This window comes from Serratia sp. 4542 (genome assembly GCF_016805595.1).
GTDB classification, from domain to species: domain Bacteria; phylum Pseudomonadota; class Gammaproteobacteria; order Enterobacterales; family Enterobacteriaceae; genus Serratia; species Serratia nevei.
Genome location: NZ_RXKV01000012.1, coordinates 59,001 through 73,003, shown reverse-complemented (window position 1 = coordinate 73,003; position 14,003 = coordinate 59,001). Strand labels below are relative to the sequence as shown.

Here is a 14,003-nt window from a genome sequence, read left to right as displayed (position 1 = left end):
CGTTCACGAGGGGCCTGCAACATGCTGAACATCGTTTTATTTGAACCCGAAATTCCACCCAACACCGGCAATATCATCCGCCTGTGTGCCAATACCGGCTTTAACCTGCACCTGATCGAACCGCTGGGATTCCCGTGGGACGACAAGCGCCTGCGCCGCGCCGGGTTGGACTATCATGAGTTCACCCGCGTCAGCCGCCATGCCGATTACGCTGCCTTTCTCGCCGCCGAAAACCCACAGCGGCTGTTTGCCCTGACCACCAAAGGCACGCCGGCGCACAGCGCCGTCAGCTATCAGGCCGGCGACTACCTGCTGTTCGGCCCGGAAACGCGCGGGTTGCCCGCCGACATCCTCGATGCGCTGCCTGCGCAGCAAAAAATCCGCATCCCGATGCAGGCGCAAAGCCGCAGCATGAACCTGTCGAATGCCGTATCGGTGGTGGTGTATGAGGCCTGGCGGCAGCTGGACTATGCCGGCGCGCTGATCAAGGCATAATCCGCGACGACGCGCCATACTGGAAGCATCATCGCTGCGATGTTCTTTCCAGGAACGGCACATGGCTTTCATCGAGGATATTGTCACCCAGCTTCGCCGCCTCGAGACGGCGCTGAACGAGGCGCTGCTGCGGCTGCAGCAGGCGCAAGACAGCGAAGCGCTGCACGACCTGCGCGTCTGTCTGCGCCGCATTCGCAGCCTGCTGCGCCCGTTGCGCGGCTGCCCCGGCGCAACGCGGCTCGATCGGGCCGCCGCCGAGTTGGGCAGGCTCACGACGCCGCTGCGCGATCTCGAGGTGCTGATCGCCGAACTGGCAAGCCATCGCCTCGATTGGCAGGCCAACGTGCGCCGGAGCGATCTTCAGGCTCGCTGCCGTCAACTGCTCGCCCATCCGCAGCTCATCGACTTTCCCTCGCTGTTGCACGCCTGGCCGCGCCGCTTCCGCCGCACCGCGCGACGCACCGCCAAATACCGCCTGAACCGGCGCCTGCAGCGCCAACAGCGGCAGCTGCGCCGGGCATTGGCCGATACCGGCTACGATCGCCACCGTCTGCGGCTGCTGATAAAACGCCTGCGTTACGCCGCCGAAGCCTATCCGCAACGCCTTCCCCTCTCTGCCGAAGCGACGACGGGCCTCAAAGCGGCGCAAAACGCCCTCGGCGACTGGCACGATCGGGAGGTCTGGTGCCTGCAGGCCGAGCATCAGGCGGATCTCTGGCCGTTGTTGCCCCTATGGCAAGTTGAGCAACGCCAGGCGCTGGCCAGAGCGGATACCCTACTCGCCGCCTTATCACCGGCGCTGGCGGCGAAAACCGGCGGCGCATCACGATCCTGAAAAAAGGCCACGGCAGGGCACGCCCGGCCCCGAAAATGCCCGATGAGGCACAGATAATGCGCTATGTTTTGTAAGGGTAATCACCACTCATCATAGGAAACCATATGAAGAAACAACGCTTGAGCGTTGCCATGGCGGTTCTGGCAGCGGGCCTGTTGCTGGCGGGCTGTTCGTCCAAAGTCACCCAAACGTCTCAATATTCGGGCTTCTTGTCCGATTACAGCAAGCTGCAGGAAACCACCTCGCCAAGCGGCCATAAAACGCTGCGCTGGATAGATCCAAACTACAAGGAATCCAACTACCGCGGCCTCTATTTCCAACCGGTGGTCTATTTCCCGGCGGAAAAACCGACCACGCGCGTCAGCCAGGACACGCTGAACAAAATCAAGGCGTATGCGACCCAGCGGATTAAAGCCGCGCTACAGAACCGCTTCACCATTCTGCCCAGCCCGGCAGGCTCACGTGTATTAGTAGCCAAACTCGCCATCACCGCCGTTTCCGCCGAAAACGAAGACATGAAGTTCTATGAGGTGGTACCGGTCGCGGCGGTCGTTGCCAGCACCATGGCGGCGACCGGGCACCGGACGCAAAATACCGCGCTGTATATCGAAGGCGAGCTGATCGACCAGGATACCGGTAAAACGGTGATGGAAGTGGTACGCAAGGCTTACGGCAAAACCGTCAACAACGACAGCACGCCGGTCACGGCGGATGACGTCAAGGCGGCGATCGACGACATCGTTACCGATATCACCAACTTCCCGAAACAGGGCTGACCGCCGCCTGAAAAACACAGGGGGAGCCGAAGCTCCCCCTGAATGGCTGCGCAGACGGCACTCAAATGCCGTCGCCGTACTCAAAGCCGTGATTGGTGCCGTTGAAGTATTGGTCCATATCCATCGACGGCGTATCGCTCTCCGGACGCCCGACGATACGCGCCGGTACGCCGGCGGCGGTGGTGTGCGGCGGTATCGCCTGCAAGACCACCGAGCCCGCACCGATCTTCGCGCCCTTGCCCACTTCGATATTACCGAGAATTTTGGCGCCGGCGCCAATCATCACCCCTTCGCGAATTTTCGGGTGACGGTCGCCGCTGGTTTTACCGGTACCGCCCAGAGTGACCGACTGCAGGATAGAGACGTTGTTCTCCACCACCGCCGTTTCACCGATCACGATGCCGGTGGCGTGGTCGAGCATGATGCCGCAGCCGATGGTCGCCGCCGGGTGGATGTCCACGCCGAAGGCGACGGAAATTTGATTTTGCAGGTAGATAGCCAGCGCTTGCCGCCCTTGCTGCCACAGCCAGTGACCGATACGGTAAGCCTGCAGCGCATGGAACCCTTTCAGGTAAAGCAGCGGCGTGGAATATTTATCGACCGCCGGGTCGCGCAGCCGCACCGCAAGGATATCGCGCGCCGCCGAAACGATCATCTGGTTGTCGGACTTGTAGGCCTCTTCCACCACCTCGCGCACCGCGATGGCGGGCATGATCGGCGTCGCCAGCTTGTTGGCCAGCATATAGCTGAGCGCGCTGCCCAGGTTCTCATGCTTGAGCAACGTCGCATGGAAAAAGCTGGCCAGCATCGGTTCACAATCAGCCAGTGCTCGCGCTTCTGATTTAATGCTGTTCCAGACCTGCTCCAACTCTTCTGACGACATCACATTCCCCTCTGCCTTGCCAAACGGGCCGCTTCACACGGTAGCGCGAAGCGGCCCAGGTCATTTGCGGGGTCAGCACGCTGCCCCGGCATATCGTTTTATGTCACGCGCTGGGTTTTTCGTCCTTTCGGGCTCGCCCCAGCAGGCTCAGCGCCGCTTCGCGGGCGTCTTTATGGCAGTAAAGCACCTGATAAATCTGTTCGGTGATCGGCATTTCCACGCCGTGCCGCTGCGCCAGCGCCAACACCTCTTTGGTATTGCGATAGCCCTCGACCACCTGGCCGATGCTGTCCTGCGCTTCCTGCACGCCTTTGCCCTGCCCCAGCATAATGCCGAAGCGGCGGTTGCGCGATTGGTTGTCCGTGCAGGTTAGCACCAGATCCCCCAGCCCCGCCATGCCCATGAACGTCGAAGGATCGGCGCCCAGCGCAGAACCCAGACGGCTCATTTCCGCCAGCCCGCGTGTAATCAACGCGGTGCGGGCGTTGGCGCCGAAACCGATGCCGTCGGACATGCCGGCGCCGATGGCGATCACGTTCTTCACCGCGCCACCAAGCTGCACGCCGATGAAGTCGGGATTGCTATAGACGCGGAAGCTCTTGCCACAGTGCAGCAGCTGTTGCAGATCGTCGGCGAACTGCGCATCGGTCGCCGCCAGCGCGATCGCCGTCGGTAGGCCGGCGGCCAGCTCTTTGGCAAACGTCGGCCCGGAGAGCACCGCCAGCGGGATCGTCTCGCCCAACGCCTCACGCGCCACGTCCTGCAGCAACCGACCGGTTTCCGCTTCCAGCCCCTTGGTGGCCCACACGATACGGGCGTCCGGGCGCAGATGCGGCTTCAGCTGGCGCAGCACGTCGCCGAACACGTGGCTCGGCACCACCACCAGCACGTCGCGACTGGCCGCCAGCGCACGCGCCAAATCGGCTTCAAGCAGCAGGGTATCGGGGAAGGGAACGTCGGGCAGAAACGCCTGATTGCAGCGATCTTGCTGCAACGTTTGAATTTGCGCGGGGTTGTGCCCCCACAGCACCACGGAGTGGCCGTTACGCGCCAGCGTAATGGCCAATGCGGTGCCGTACGAGCCGGCACCGATGACAGTCATTGAAGCATTGACGGTGTTCATCAGGCATCCTGATGTGGTGCGGCACCTTCGCCTTCCGCCTGCTGCTGCAGATAGTTCATGAACAGCGCGTCAAAGTTGACCGGTGCCAGGTTCAGCTGCGGGAATGTGCCGCGGGAAACCAGGCTGGTGATGCACTCGCGCGCATACGGGAACAGGATGTTCGGGCAGTATGCACCCAGGCAATGCGCCAGCTGCGTGCCTTCGATGCCTGCTACCGAGAAGATGCCCGCCTGTTGCACTTCGCACAGGAACGCAGTTTCTTCGCCCAGGCTCGCCGTCACGGTTACGCGCAGTACCACTTCATACACTTCGTCAGCCAGCTGGCTGGACGCGGTATCCAGATCAAGTTTAACTTCCGGCTGCCATTCCTGCTGGAAAACCTGCGGCGCGTTCGGCGCTTCGAAGGAAATGTCCTTGGTATAAATACGTTGGATCTGGAAAGCCATTTCGGTGCTGTTTTGTTCTGACATGTGAGTAATACCCTTGGTTAAACGTCCTTATTGACACTCGGTGAACCGGCAAGCTGCTTAAAGCAGCGGATCCAGGCCGCCGCGAGCATCGAGTTCATATAAATCATCGCAGCCGCCGATATGCCGGCCGTCGATGAAAATCTGCGGCACCGTGGTGCGCCCGCTGCGCTCGATCATCACTTCGCGCTTGGCGTTATCGCCGTCGATGGCGATCTCGTTAAACGCCGCGCCCTTGCTGTTCAACAGCGCCTTGGCGCGATGACAGAACGGACAGGTCGCTTTGGTGTAGATATCAATGTTAGCCATGGATTGCCACCTCAAATAGGTTAAACGGTTACTTACCGCGCACCAGCGGCAGGTTTTCTCCGCTCCAGCCGGAAATGCCGTCTTTCAGCATAGTCACCTTTTCAAAACCGGCCTTGCTCAGGTTCTCCGCCGGCTCGCGGGAGGCGGTGCCGTTGGCGCACACGACGATGATCGGCTGCGCTTTGTGTTTTTCCAGCTCGCCCAGGCTGCCGTTTTTGATTTCGCTGGCGGTCAGGTTGATGGCGTTGGCCAGGTGACCACGGCGGAAATCGTCGCGGCTGCGGGTGTCGACCACCACGGCTTCTTCTTTGTTGATCAGGCGAATAGCTTCACCGCGGGCGATCTCTTTAACCTTGGAGAAACGGCTTTTGAAGGTCATGACGATCACGGCGACCAGCAGAGCGATCCAAGCCAGGCTCAGAATAGGGTGTCTGCTTACGAATGGCATAATTTCTTGCAGCATGGGGTGTAACAACTCCCGTCAGTTAAGGGATAAATAAGTCAAGGTTCCAGAGTATACCTGCCGAGTGCGGCAAATACAGCCAATAAGCAAGCGCGATTGTAGAAACTGCGGGCTGCGCTGAGAAATTCCCGACGTCAGAGCATAAAAGCCCGCGCGATTCGCCGCAACCTTGATCTCTTTGGGCTATTTATCGCCGCCGGCGGTGTAAAATCAGCCGGTTTTTCGAGGGTGAATAGCCATGCCTGCGGCGGGCGCATGGCTATTCGCAGCTTAAAAAGTTCATAAGAGGTCAATGCAATGTCGAGCAACAAAAAACCGATGGTACTGGTGATCCTGGACGGTTACGGCCATCGTGAAGAGCGGCAGGACAACGCGATCCTGAACGCCGGCACCCCGGTGATGGATCGCCTGTGGCGGGAGCAGCCGCATACGCTGATCGCCGCTTCCGGGCTGGATGTCGGCCTGCCCGACGGCCAAATGGGCAACTCCGAAGTCGGCCACGTCAATCTGGGTGCCGGGCGCATCGTGTACCAGGATCTGACCCGGCTGGACAAAGCGATCGCCGACGGCGACTTCTTCGCCAACCCGGTGCTGACCGCCGCCGTCGATAAGGCCGTAGCGGCCGACAAGGCGGTGCATATCATGGGCCTGCTGTCGCCGGGCGGCGTGCACAGCCACGACGAGCACATCCTGGCCATGATCAAGCTAGCCGCCCAACGCGGCGCCAAAGCCGTTTATCTGCATGCCTTCCTCGACGGGCGCGACACGCCGCCGCGCAGCGCCGAAGCCCCGCTGCAACGCTGCCGTGACGCCTTCGCCGCGTTGGGCGTCGGGCGCATCGCCTCGCTGATCGGCCGCTACTACGCGATGGACCGCGACAACCGCTGGGATCGCGTGCAGCTGGCCTATGACCTGCTGACCGCGACCAAAGGCGACGCCGTGGCCGAGGATGCGATCGCCGGCCTGCAGGCCGCTTATCAGCGCGGTGAAAACGACGAGTTCGTCAGACCGACCGTGATCCGCGCCGCCGGTGAGGCCGATGCCGCAATGCAGGACGGCGACGCGTTGATCTTCATGAACTTCCGCGCCGACCGCGCGCGCCAGATCACCCGCGCCTTCGTGAACGCGGATTTCGACGGTTTCCCACGCGCCAAGCAGGTACAGTTCGGCGATTTCGTGATGCTGACCGAATACGCCGCCGACATCGCGACCGCCTGCGCCTATCCGCCGGCGTCGCTGGCCAACACCTTCGGCGAATGGCTGATGAAGCACGACAAAACCCAGCTGCGCATCTCGGAAACCGAAAAATACGCCCACGTCACCTTCTTCTATAACGGCGGCGTAGAAGCGCCGTTCAAGGGCGAAGACCGCGTGCTGGTCAACTCGCCGAAGGTCGCCACCTACGATCTGCAGCCGGAGATGAGCGCCGCCGAGCTGACCGACAAGCTGCTGAGCGCCATCCGCAGCGGCAAATACGATGCCATTATCTGCAACTACCCGAACGGCGACATGGTAGGGCATACCGGCGTGTATGAAGCGGCGGTCAAAGCGGTGGAGACGCTGGACGCCTGCATCGCCCAGGTGGTTGATGCGGTGCGCGACGTCGACGGCCAGCTGCTGATCACCGCCGATCACGGCAACGCCGAGCAGATGCGCGATCCGGCCACCGGCCAGGCGCACACCGCCCACACCAGCCTGCCGGTGCCATTGATTTACGTCGGCAAACCGGCGCGGGCGGTCGAAGGCGGCAAGCTTTCGGACATCGCGCCAACCCTGTTAACGCTGATGGGAATGGAAATCCCGCAAGAGATGACTGGTAAGCCGCTGTTCATCGTGGAATAATCCTTCTCCATGAGGGAGAAGGCGTTTTTTGCACTATCAAGGGTAACCCGAAGCGCAAACGCAGGCAGCCGACCGCTGCCTGAACGCACCGCGCCAAGGACGTTCACCGCCATGTGCGCCAGCGTATTTTGCGCTGGCGTCTTGCTGTTGCCGCTCGCCGGCCAGGCGGCGGAAGACAATAAATCCCAGCTGAAAGACATCCAGCAGAGCATCGCCGAGAAAGAAAAAGCGGTGAAGCAGCAGCAACAGCAGCGCAGCTCGCTGCAGGATCAGCTGCGTCAGCAGGAAAAAACCATCGCCCAGGCCAGCCGCCAGTTGCGCGACACCCAGGGCACGCTCACCCAGCTGGGCAAAGACATTTCCGGCCTGAACGCCTCGATAGCCAAACTGCAAAAGCAGCAATCGACCCAACAAAACCTCCTCGCCAAACAGCTCGACGCCGCCTTCCGGCAAGGGCAGCACAGCGCCGTGCAGCTGATCCTCAGCGGTGAAGAAAGCCAGCGCAGCGAACGTATTCTGGCCTATTTCGGCTATCTGAACGAAGCGCGTCAGAAAACCATCGAAGAGCTGAAGCAGACCCGCGCCGAGCTGGCGAAGCAAAAAACCACGCTGGTGGCCAAACAGGGCCAGCAAAAATCCTTACTGGGCGAGCAACAGACGCAGCAGCAGAAGCTGGAGCAGGCGCGTGGCGCCCGCAAGAAAACGCTGACCGCGCTGGAAGCCTCGCTGGAAAAAGACCAACAACGCCTGGTGGAACTGCGCCAGAACGAAGCCCGCATGCGCGACAAGATCGCTCGGGCGGAGCGCGAAGCCCGTGCGCGCGCCGAACGCGAAGCGCGTGAAGCGGCCAAGGTGCGCGAACAGGTGCGCATCAAGGAGCAGCAGGCGAAGAAAACCGGCACGACCTACAAACCTAGCGAAGCCGATCGCTCGCTGATGGCGCGAACCGGCGGCCTCGGTCGTCCGGCCGGCCAGCTGATGTGGCCGGTGCGCGGCCGCACGCTGCACGGCTTTGGCGAACAGCAGCAGGGCGAGCTACGCTGGAAAGGCATGGTGATCGAAGCCCGCGAAGGCAGCGAAGTGAAAGCCGTCGCCGATGGCCGCGTGCTGCTGGCCGACTGGCTGCAAGGCTATGGCCTGATGGTGGTGGTCGAACACGGTAAAGGCGACATGAGCGTGTACGGCTACAACCAAAGCGCGTTGGTCAACGTCGGGGCGCAGGTGCGCGCCGGCCAGCCGATCGCTCTGGTCGGCACCAGCGGCGGCCAGGGAACGCCGTCGCTCTATTTCGAAATCCGTCGTCAGGGACAGGCGGTTAACCCACTGCCGTGGTTGGGAAGATAGATTTGCGCTATGTCAAAACCCGAACAGCTCTGTTAATAGGCTGTCTGCTGCAGGTTTACGCTGCGCAGGCAGGAAAACTCTCCATCGTCATCGATGACGTGGGCTACCGCCCTCACGAAGAAAACGCGGTGCTGCAAATGCCGACGGCGATCTCGGTCGCGGTGTTGCCCAACGCACCGCATGCCCGCCTGATGGCCACCCGCGCCCACAGCCAGGGCCGCGAAGTCTTGATCCACATGCCGATGGCGCCGCTCAGCAAGCAGCCGCTGGAGCGCGATACCCTGCAGCCTTCCATGAGCAGCGACGAGATCCAGCGCATCATCCGCAATGCGGTGAACAACGTGCCCTACGCGGTCGGCATGAACAACCACATGGGCAGCGCCATGACCTCCAGCCTGCCGGGCATGCAGAAAGTGATGCAGGCGCTCGAAAGCTACCGCCTGTACTTCCTCGACAGCATGACCATCGGCAGCAGCCAGGCGACCCGCGCCGCGGCCGGCACCGGCGTGAAAGTGATCAAACGCAAGGTGTTTCTCGACGATACCGCGAACGAAGCCGACATCCGCCGCCAGTTCAACCGCGCGGTCGAATTGGCGCGGCGCAACGGCTCCGCCATCGCCATCGGCCACCCGCGCCCGGCGACGGTAAAGGTGCTGCAGCTGATGCTGCCGTCGCTGCCCGCCGATATCGTGCTGGTCAAACCGAGCGCGCTGCTGAACGAACCGCAGGGCAACGCTGGCGGCAGCTACGTCCCGCCGCCGGTCAAACCGCAAAAACCGCAGCCGAAGAACCCGTTCAGCGGCGGCATCAAGCAGTGCAAGGTCAAACCGCCGAAGGAAAAAACCAACGCCGGTACCGCGCTGGGCGTCATCGCCGACAGCATCGCCAGCTCACCGCCGGTGACCTTCATCAAGCGTCATTGGCAGCACTGGACGCAAGCCAAACCGCAAGCATAAAAAAGGGCCGGCATGCCGGCCCTTTTCACGTTTGCCGGGATCAATCCCAGCTCAGCACCACTTTACCCGACTTGCCGGAGCGCATGGCGTCGAAGCCCTGCTGGAACTCGTCGATCGAGAAGCGGTGGGTGATGATCGGGGTCAAATCCAAGCCGGACTGGATCAGCGCCGCCATCTTGTACCAGGTTTCGAACATTTCGCGGCCGTAAATCCCTTTGATAAACAGCCCTTTGAAGATAACCTGGTTCCAGTCTATCGACATGTCCGAAGGCGGAATGCCCAGCATGGCGATACGCCCGCCGTGGTTCATCGCATTGAGCAGCGTGCGGAACGCCGGCGGCGCGCCGGACATTTCCAGACCGACGTCGAACCCTTCGGTCATGCCCAGCTCGGCCATCACGTCGTTGAGGTTTTCCTTGCTGACGTTCACCGCGCGGGTCACGCCCATCTTGCGCGCCAGTTCCAGACGGTATTCGTTAACGTCGGTGATCACCACATGACGGGCGCCGACGTGTTTGCACACCGCCGCCGCCATGATGCCGATCGGGCCGGCGCCGGAGACCAGCACGTCTTCACCGACCAGATCGAACGACAGCGCGGTGTGCACCGCATTGCCGAACGGATCGAAGATCGAAGCCAGTTCGTCGGAGATGTTATCCGGGATCTTGAAGGCGTTGAACGCCGGGATCACCAGGTATTCCGCGAAGCTGCCCGGACGGTTCACGCCCACGCCGACGGTGTTGCGGCACAGGTGCGTGCGGCCGCCGCGGCAGTTGCGGCAGTGGCCGCAGGTGATATGGCCTTCGCCGGACACGCGATCGCCAATGCTGAAACCTTTGACTTCCTGACCGATCGCCACCACTTCGCCCACGTATTCATGGCCGACCACCATCGGAACCGGAATGGTTTTTTGCGACCACTCGTCCCAGTTGTAGATATGCACATCGGTGCCGCAGATCGCGGTTTTGCGGATTTTGATCATGATGTCGTTGTGGCCCAGCTCCGGCTGAGGCACGTCGGTCATCCAAATCCCTTCTTCCGCTTTCAGTTTTGACAGTGCTTTCATGGTTTTACCTTATGCAATAACGCCAAGATCCTTACCGATACGTGTAAACGCCGCCACTGCGCGTTCGATTTGCTCCGGGGTGTGGTCGGCGGACATCTGGGTGCGGATGCGCGCCTGGCCTTTCGGCACCACCGGATAGAAGAAACCGGTCACATAGATGCCTTCCTTGAGCAACGCATTGGCGAATTCCTGCGCCAGCTTCGCCTCACCCAGCATGACCGGGATGATGGCGTGATCGGCGCCGGCCAATGTGAAGCCGGCGGCGGTCATTTTTTCGCGGAACAGACGCGCGTTAGCCCACAGGCGATCGCGCAGGGCGTCGCCCTCTTCAAGCAGTTCCAGCACTTTGATCGACGCGGCGACGATCGCCGGCGCCAGCGAGTTGGAGAACAGGTACGGGCGCGAACGCTGGCGCAGCCACTCCACCACTTCTTTCTTGGCGGCGGTGTAGCCGCCGGAAGCGCCGCCCAGCGCTTTGCCTAACGTACCGGTAATGATATCGACGCGACCCATCACTTCGCAGTATTCATGGGTGCCACGCCCGTTGGCGCCGACAAAGCCCACCGCGTGGGAGTCATCCACCATCACCAGAGCCTGATACTCGTCCGCCAGATCGCAGACCCCTTTCAGGTTGGCGATCACGCCGTCCATCGAGAATACGCCGTCGGTGGCGATCAGGATGTGACGCGCGCCGTCGGCTTTGGCCTGCTTCAGCTGTGCGGCCAGCTCGGTCATGTCGTTATTGGCGTAGCGATAGCGCTTGGCCTTGCACAGGCGCACGCCGTCGATGATCGACGCGTGGTTCAGCGCATCGGAGATAATGGCGTCTTCCGGGCCCAGCAGGGTTTCGAACAGCCCGCCGTTGGCGTCGAAGCAGGAGGAGTACAGGATCGCGTCTTCCATGCCCAAGAAAGCCGCCAGTTTCTGTTCCAGCTGCTTGTGGCTGTCCTGGGTGCCGCAGATGAAGCGCACCGACGCCATGCCGAAACCGTGGCTGTCCATTCCCGACTTGGCGGCGGCGATCAGCGCCGGATGATTGGCCAAACCCAGGTAGTTATTGGCGCAGAAGTTGATCACATGGCAGCCGTCGGCGACGGCGATGTCCGCCTGTTGCGCGGAGGTGATGATGCGTTCTTCCTTGAACAGCCCTTCACTGCGAGTGGCGGCAAGCTGTTGTTCCAACTGCTGATAAAAAGACGCTGACATTCGGTTATCTCCAGGATTGGGCTATTTGCGGCATATTTTACTGATTTGTAACCAAACTGACGAGAATGCGCGGGAGAGAATATTAAAATTGCAGCAGATATCACGGCAAAAGGCGGGCTTCAATGGCAATGCGGGATATTCGGAGCCCTTCCGCTGTTTGCCGCGGCATGAAATGCTATGATAACCGCCATTGAGCGTGGGGCATTGTGCCCCGCCAGCAGCTTAGCAGGGGTAACCCAATGATTCTCGTCACAGGCGGCGCCGGCATGATCGGCAGCAACATCATTAAGGCACTGAACGACAAGGGATATCGCGATATCCTGGTGGTGGATAACCTGAAAGACGGCACCAAGTTCGTCAACCTGGTCGATCTGGACATCGCCGACTATATCGATAAAGAAGACTTTATTGCCAGCATCGTGGCCGGCGACGATCTGGGCGATATCGAAGCGGTCTTCCACGAAGGCGCCTGCTCCGCGACCACCGAGTGGGACGGCAAGTACATGATGGACAATAACTATCAGTACTCCAAAGACCTGCTGCACTACTGTCTGGATCGCGAAATCCCGTTCCTGTACGCCTCCTCCGCCGCCACTTACGGCGGCCGCGAAGAGTTCATCGAAGAGCGGGAGTATGAAGCGCCGCTCAACGTGTACGGCTACTCCAAATTCCTGTTCGACCAGTACGTGCGCGAGATCCTGCCGGAAGCAGACTCGCAGATCTGCGGCTTCCGCTACTTCAACGTTTACGGCCCGCGCGAAGGCCACAAAGGCAGCATGGCCAGCGTCGCCTTCCACCTGAATACCCAGATCAACCGCGGCGAAAACCCGAAGCTGTTCGCCGGCAGCGAAAACTTCAAGCGTGACTTCATCTACGTCGGCGACGTAGCGGCGGTTAACCTGTGGTTCTGGGAAACCGGCAAATCCGGCATCTTCAACTGCGGCACCGGCCGGGCGGAAACCTTCCAGGCGGTGGCCGACGCGGTGGTGGACTTCCACCAGAAGGGCGCGGTGGAATACATCGAGTTCCCGGAGAAGCTGAAGGGCCGCTATCAGGCTTACACCCAGGCCGATCTGACCAAGCTGCGCGCCGCCGGCTACGACGCACCGTTCAAAACGGTCGCCGAAGGCGTGAAAGAGTACATGGCCTGGTTGAACCGCACCGCATAAGCTGAAGGAATTAACGCTGGGTATGAAAATACTGGTTATCGGCCCTTCTTGGGTTGGCGACATGATGATGTCGCAAAGTCTCTATCGCACCCTGAAGGCCGAATACCCGTCGGCGGAGATCGATGTGATGGCGCCGGCCTGGTGCCGCCCGCTGCTGGCGCGCATGCCGGAAGTCAATCAGGCGCTGGCGATGCCGCTGGGCCACGGCGCGCTGGGGCTCGGCGAGCGTCGCCGCCTGGGGCGGGCCCTGCGCGCCAACCGTTACGATCGCGCTTACGTTCTACCCAACTCGTTCAAATCCGCGCTGGTGCCTTTCTTTGCCGATATCCCGCAGCGTACCGGCTGGCGGGGCGAAATGCGTTACGGCCTGCTGAACGACGTCCGCGTGCTCGACAAGGCGGCCTTCCCGCTGATGGTGCAGCGCTACGTGGCGCTGGCCTATGACAAAGGCCGCATTCAGCGCGCCGACGATCTGCCGCAGCCGCTGCTGTGGCCGCAGCTGCAGGTGAGCGACGAAGAGATCGCCGACACCACCGCAGCGTTCAACCTGACCGGCAGCCGGCCGATCGTCGGCTTCTGCCCGGGCGCGGAATTCGGCCCCGCCAAACGCTGGCCGCACTATCACTACGCGGCGCTGGCTCAGCGGCTGATCGAGAGCGGCTATCAAATAGCGCTGTTCGGTTCGGCGAAAGACCACGAGGCCGGCGAACAGATCCGCGCCGCGCTGCAGGAAGACGCGCGCGATTTCTGCCTTAACCTGGCCGGAAAAACCCAGCTGGAGCAGGCGGTGATCCTGATCGCGGCCTGCCGGGCAGTGGTCAGCAACGACTCGGGCTTAATGCACGTTGCCGCAGCGTTGAACAAACCGCTGATAGCCTTGTACGGCCCAAGCAGCCCCGACTTCACGCCGCCGCTCTCCGACAAGGCGCGGGTCATTCGCTTGATCAGCGGCTACCACAAGGTGCGTAAGGGTGATGCCGAGCAGGGGTACCACCAAAGTTTGATCGATATTCAGCCGCAGCAAGTGTTGGACGCGCTGACGCCGTTACTTGTCGCCAGCGAGGAATAG

At 61.4% G+C, this 14,003-nt stretch carries 15 protein-coding genes; 8 read left to right on the top strand and 7 right to left on the bottom strand.

Annotated elements, in window-relative coordinates:
* The first annotated feature begins 21 nt into the window (after window positions 1-21).
* The 3 genes from trmL to EKL15_RS19065 all read left to right on the top strand — a co-directional run bounded on the left by trmL (window position 22) and on the right by EKL15_RS19065 (window position 2,106).
* Entirely contained in the window at window positions 22-495 is a 474-nt protein-coding gene (trmL, locus tag EKL15_RS19075) for a tRNA (uridine(34)/cytosine(34)/5-carboxymethylaminomethyluridine(34)-2'-O)-methyltransferase TrmL (protein WP_004931130.1), read from the top strand.
* A gap of 61 nt (window positions 496-556) precedes the next feature.
* The gene (locus EKL15_RS19070; RefSeq protein WP_203090223.1) at window positions 557-1,330 is read left to right on the top strand and encodes a CHAD domain-containing protein; all 774 of its coding nucleotides are present in this window, start codon (window positions 557-559) and stop codon (window positions 1,328-1,330) included.
* Between the two features lie 104 nt (window positions 1,331-1,434).
* Window positions 1,435-2,106, top strand: a complete 672-nt coding sequence (locus EKL15_RS19065; protein ID WP_038872629.1) for a DUF3313 domain-containing protein — start codon at window positions 1,435-1,437, stop codon at window positions 2,104-2,106.
* A gap of 61 nt (window positions 2,107-2,167) precedes the next feature.
* On the opposite strand, the gene cysE is transcribed toward EKL15_RS19065, so the two are convergent.
* From cysE to EKL15_RS19040, 5 genes are all read right to left on the bottom strand, one after another.
* Window positions 2,168-2,989 carry a serine O-acetyltransferase gene (cysE, locus tag EKL15_RS19060; protein ID WP_004931135.1) on the bottom strand — a complete coding sequence of 274 codons (822 nt, stop codon included), beginning with the start codon at window positions 2,987-2,989 and terminating at the stop codon, window positions 2,168-2,170.
* A 103-nt stretch (window positions 2,990-3,092) separates the two neighbouring features.
* Window positions 3,093-4,112, bottom strand: a complete 1,020-nt coding sequence (gene gpsA / locus EKL15_RS19055; RefSeq protein WP_038872626.1) for an NAD(P)H-dependent glycerol-3-phosphate dehydrogenase — start codon at window positions 4,110-4,112, stop codon at window positions 3,093-3,095.
* Entirely contained in the window at window positions 4,112-4,582 is a 471-nt protein-coding gene (gene secB / locus EKL15_RS19050; RefSeq protein ID WP_025304678.1) for a protein-export chaperone SecB, read from the bottom strand. The genes gpsA and secB overlap by 1 nt, the downstream gene beginning before the upstream one ends.
* A 57-nt stretch (window positions 4,583-4,639) precedes the next feature.
* Window positions 4,640-4,888: a glutaredoxin 3 gene (gene grxC / locus EKL15_RS19045; RefSeq protein WP_004931142.1), complete on the bottom strand. Its 249-nt coding sequence runs from the start codon at window positions 4,886-4,888 to the stop codon at window positions 4,640-4,642.
* 28 nt (window positions 4,889-4,916) lie between these two features.
* Window positions 4,917-5,351: a rhodanese-like domain-containing protein gene (locus EKL15_RS19040; protein ID WP_038872623.1), complete on the bottom strand. Its 435-nt coding sequence runs from the start codon at window positions 5,349-5,351 to the stop codon at window positions 4,917-4,919.
* 297 nt (window positions 5,352-5,648) lie between these two features.
* Between EKL15_RS19040 and gpmM the strand changes: the two genes are divergently transcribed.
* Genes gpmM through EKL15_RS19025 form a run of 3 tightly spaced genes read left to right on the top strand, consistent with a single transcriptional unit; the run spans window position 5,649 to window position 9,493 of the window.
* Entirely contained in the window at window positions 5,649-7,193 is a 1,545-nt protein-coding gene (gpmM, locus tag EKL15_RS19035; RefSeq protein ID WP_100397026.1) for a 2,3-bisphosphoglycerate-independent phosphoglycerate mutase, read from the top strand.
* Between the two features lie 9 nt (window positions 7,194-7,202).
* Window positions 7,203-8,537 carry a murein hydrolase activator EnvC gene (gene envC, locus EKL15_RS19030; RefSeq protein ID WP_049201812.1) on the top strand — a complete coding sequence of 445 codons (1,335 nt, stop codon included), beginning with the start codon at window positions 7,203-7,205 and terminating at the stop codon, window positions 8,535-8,537.
* A gap of 2 nt (window positions 8,538-8,539) precedes the next feature.
* Window positions 8,540-9,493: a divergent polysaccharide deacetylase family protein gene (locus tag EKL15_RS19025; RefSeq protein WP_203090221.1), complete on the top strand. Its 954-nt coding sequence runs from the start codon at window positions 8,540-8,542 to the stop codon at window positions 9,491-9,493.
* A gap of 40 nt (window positions 9,494-9,533) precedes the next feature.
* Here the strand turns inward: EKL15_RS19025 and tdh are convergent, their stop codons facing one another.
* Both tdh and kbl read right to left on the bottom strand, forming a co-directional pair.
* Window positions 9,534-10,559: an L-threonine 3-dehydrogenase gene (gene tdh / locus EKL15_RS19020; RefSeq protein WP_025304682.1), complete on the bottom strand. Its 1,026-nt coding sequence runs from the start codon at window positions 10,557-10,559 to the stop codon at window positions 9,534-9,536.
* A gap of 9 nt (window positions 10,560-10,568) precedes the next feature.
* A complete protein-coding gene (gene kbl / locus EKL15_RS19015; RefSeq protein WP_100397023.1) occupies window positions 10,569-11,765 on the bottom strand; it encodes a glycine C-acetyltransferase in 1,197 nt (398 codons plus the stop codon).
* 239 nt (window positions 11,766-12,004) lie between these two features.
* On the opposite strand from kbl, the gene rfaD reads away from it, so the two are divergent.
* Together rfaD and rfaF are read left to right on the top strand one after the other, a co-directional pair.
* Window positions 12,005-12,934 (top strand): ADP-glyceromanno-heptose 6-epimerase, encoded by a 930-nt coding sequence (gene rfaD, locus EKL15_RS19010; RefSeq protein ID WP_203090218.1) that lies wholly within the window; start codon window positions 12,005-12,007, stop codon window positions 12,932-12,934.
* A 22-nt stretch (window positions 12,935-12,956) separates the two neighbouring features.
* Entirely contained in the window at window positions 12,957-14,003 is a 1,047-nt protein-coding gene (rfaF, locus tag EKL15_RS19005; protein WP_047729608.1) for an ADP-heptose--LPS heptosyltransferase RfaF, read from the top strand.

Coding starts and splice junctions, on each gene's coding strand:
- kbl (WP_100397023.1), bottom strand. CDS start 11,765: ATGTCAGCGTCTTTTTATCAGCAGTTGGAACAACAGCTTGCCGCCACT.
- secB (WP_025304678.1), bottom strand. CDS start 4,582: ATGTCAGAACAAAACAGCACCGAAATGGCTTTCCAGATCCAACGTATT.
- gpsA (WP_038872626.1), bottom strand. CDS start 4,112: ATGAACACCGTCAATGCTTCAATGACTGTCATCGGTGCCGGCTCGTAC.
- gpmM (WP_100397026.1), top strand. CDS start 5,649: ATGTCGAGCAACAAAAAACCGATGGTACTGGTGATCCTGGACGGTTAC.
- rfaD (WP_203090218.1), top strand. CDS start 12,005: ATGATTCTCGTCACAGGCGGCGCCGGCATGATCGGCAGCAACATCATT.
- EKL15_RS19070 (WP_203090223.1), top strand. CDS start 557: ATGGCTTTCATCGAGGATATTGTCACCCAGCTTCGCCGCCTCGAGACG.
- EKL15_RS19065 (WP_038872629.1), top strand. CDS start 1,435: ATGAAGAAACAACGCTTGAGCGTTGCCATGGCGGTTCTGGCAGCGGGC.
- tdh (WP_025304682.1), bottom strand. CDS start 10,559: ATGAAAGCACTGTCAAAACTGAAAGCGGAAGAAGGGATTTGGATGACC.
- EKL15_RS19040 (WP_038872623.1), bottom strand. CDS start 5,351: ATGCTGCAAGAAATTATGCCATTCGTAAGCAGACACCCTATTCTGAGC.
- cysE (WP_004931135.1), bottom strand. CDS start 2,989: ATGTCGTCAGAAGAGTTGGAGCAGGTCTGGAACAGCATTAAATCAGAA.
- grxC (WP_004931142.1), bottom strand. CDS start 4,888: ATGGCTAACATTGATATCTACACCAAAGCGACCTGTCCGTTCTGTCAT.
- trmL (WP_004931130.1), top strand. CDS start 22: ATGCTGAACATCGTTTTATTTGAACCCGAAATTCCACCCAACACCGGC.
- envC (WP_049201812.1), top strand. CDS start 7,203: ATGAGGGAGAAGGCGTTTTTTGCACTATCAAGGGTAACCCGAAGCGCA.
- rfaF (WP_047729608.1), top strand. CDS start 12,957: ATGAAAATACTGGTTATCGGCCCTTCTTGGGTTGGCGACATGATGATG.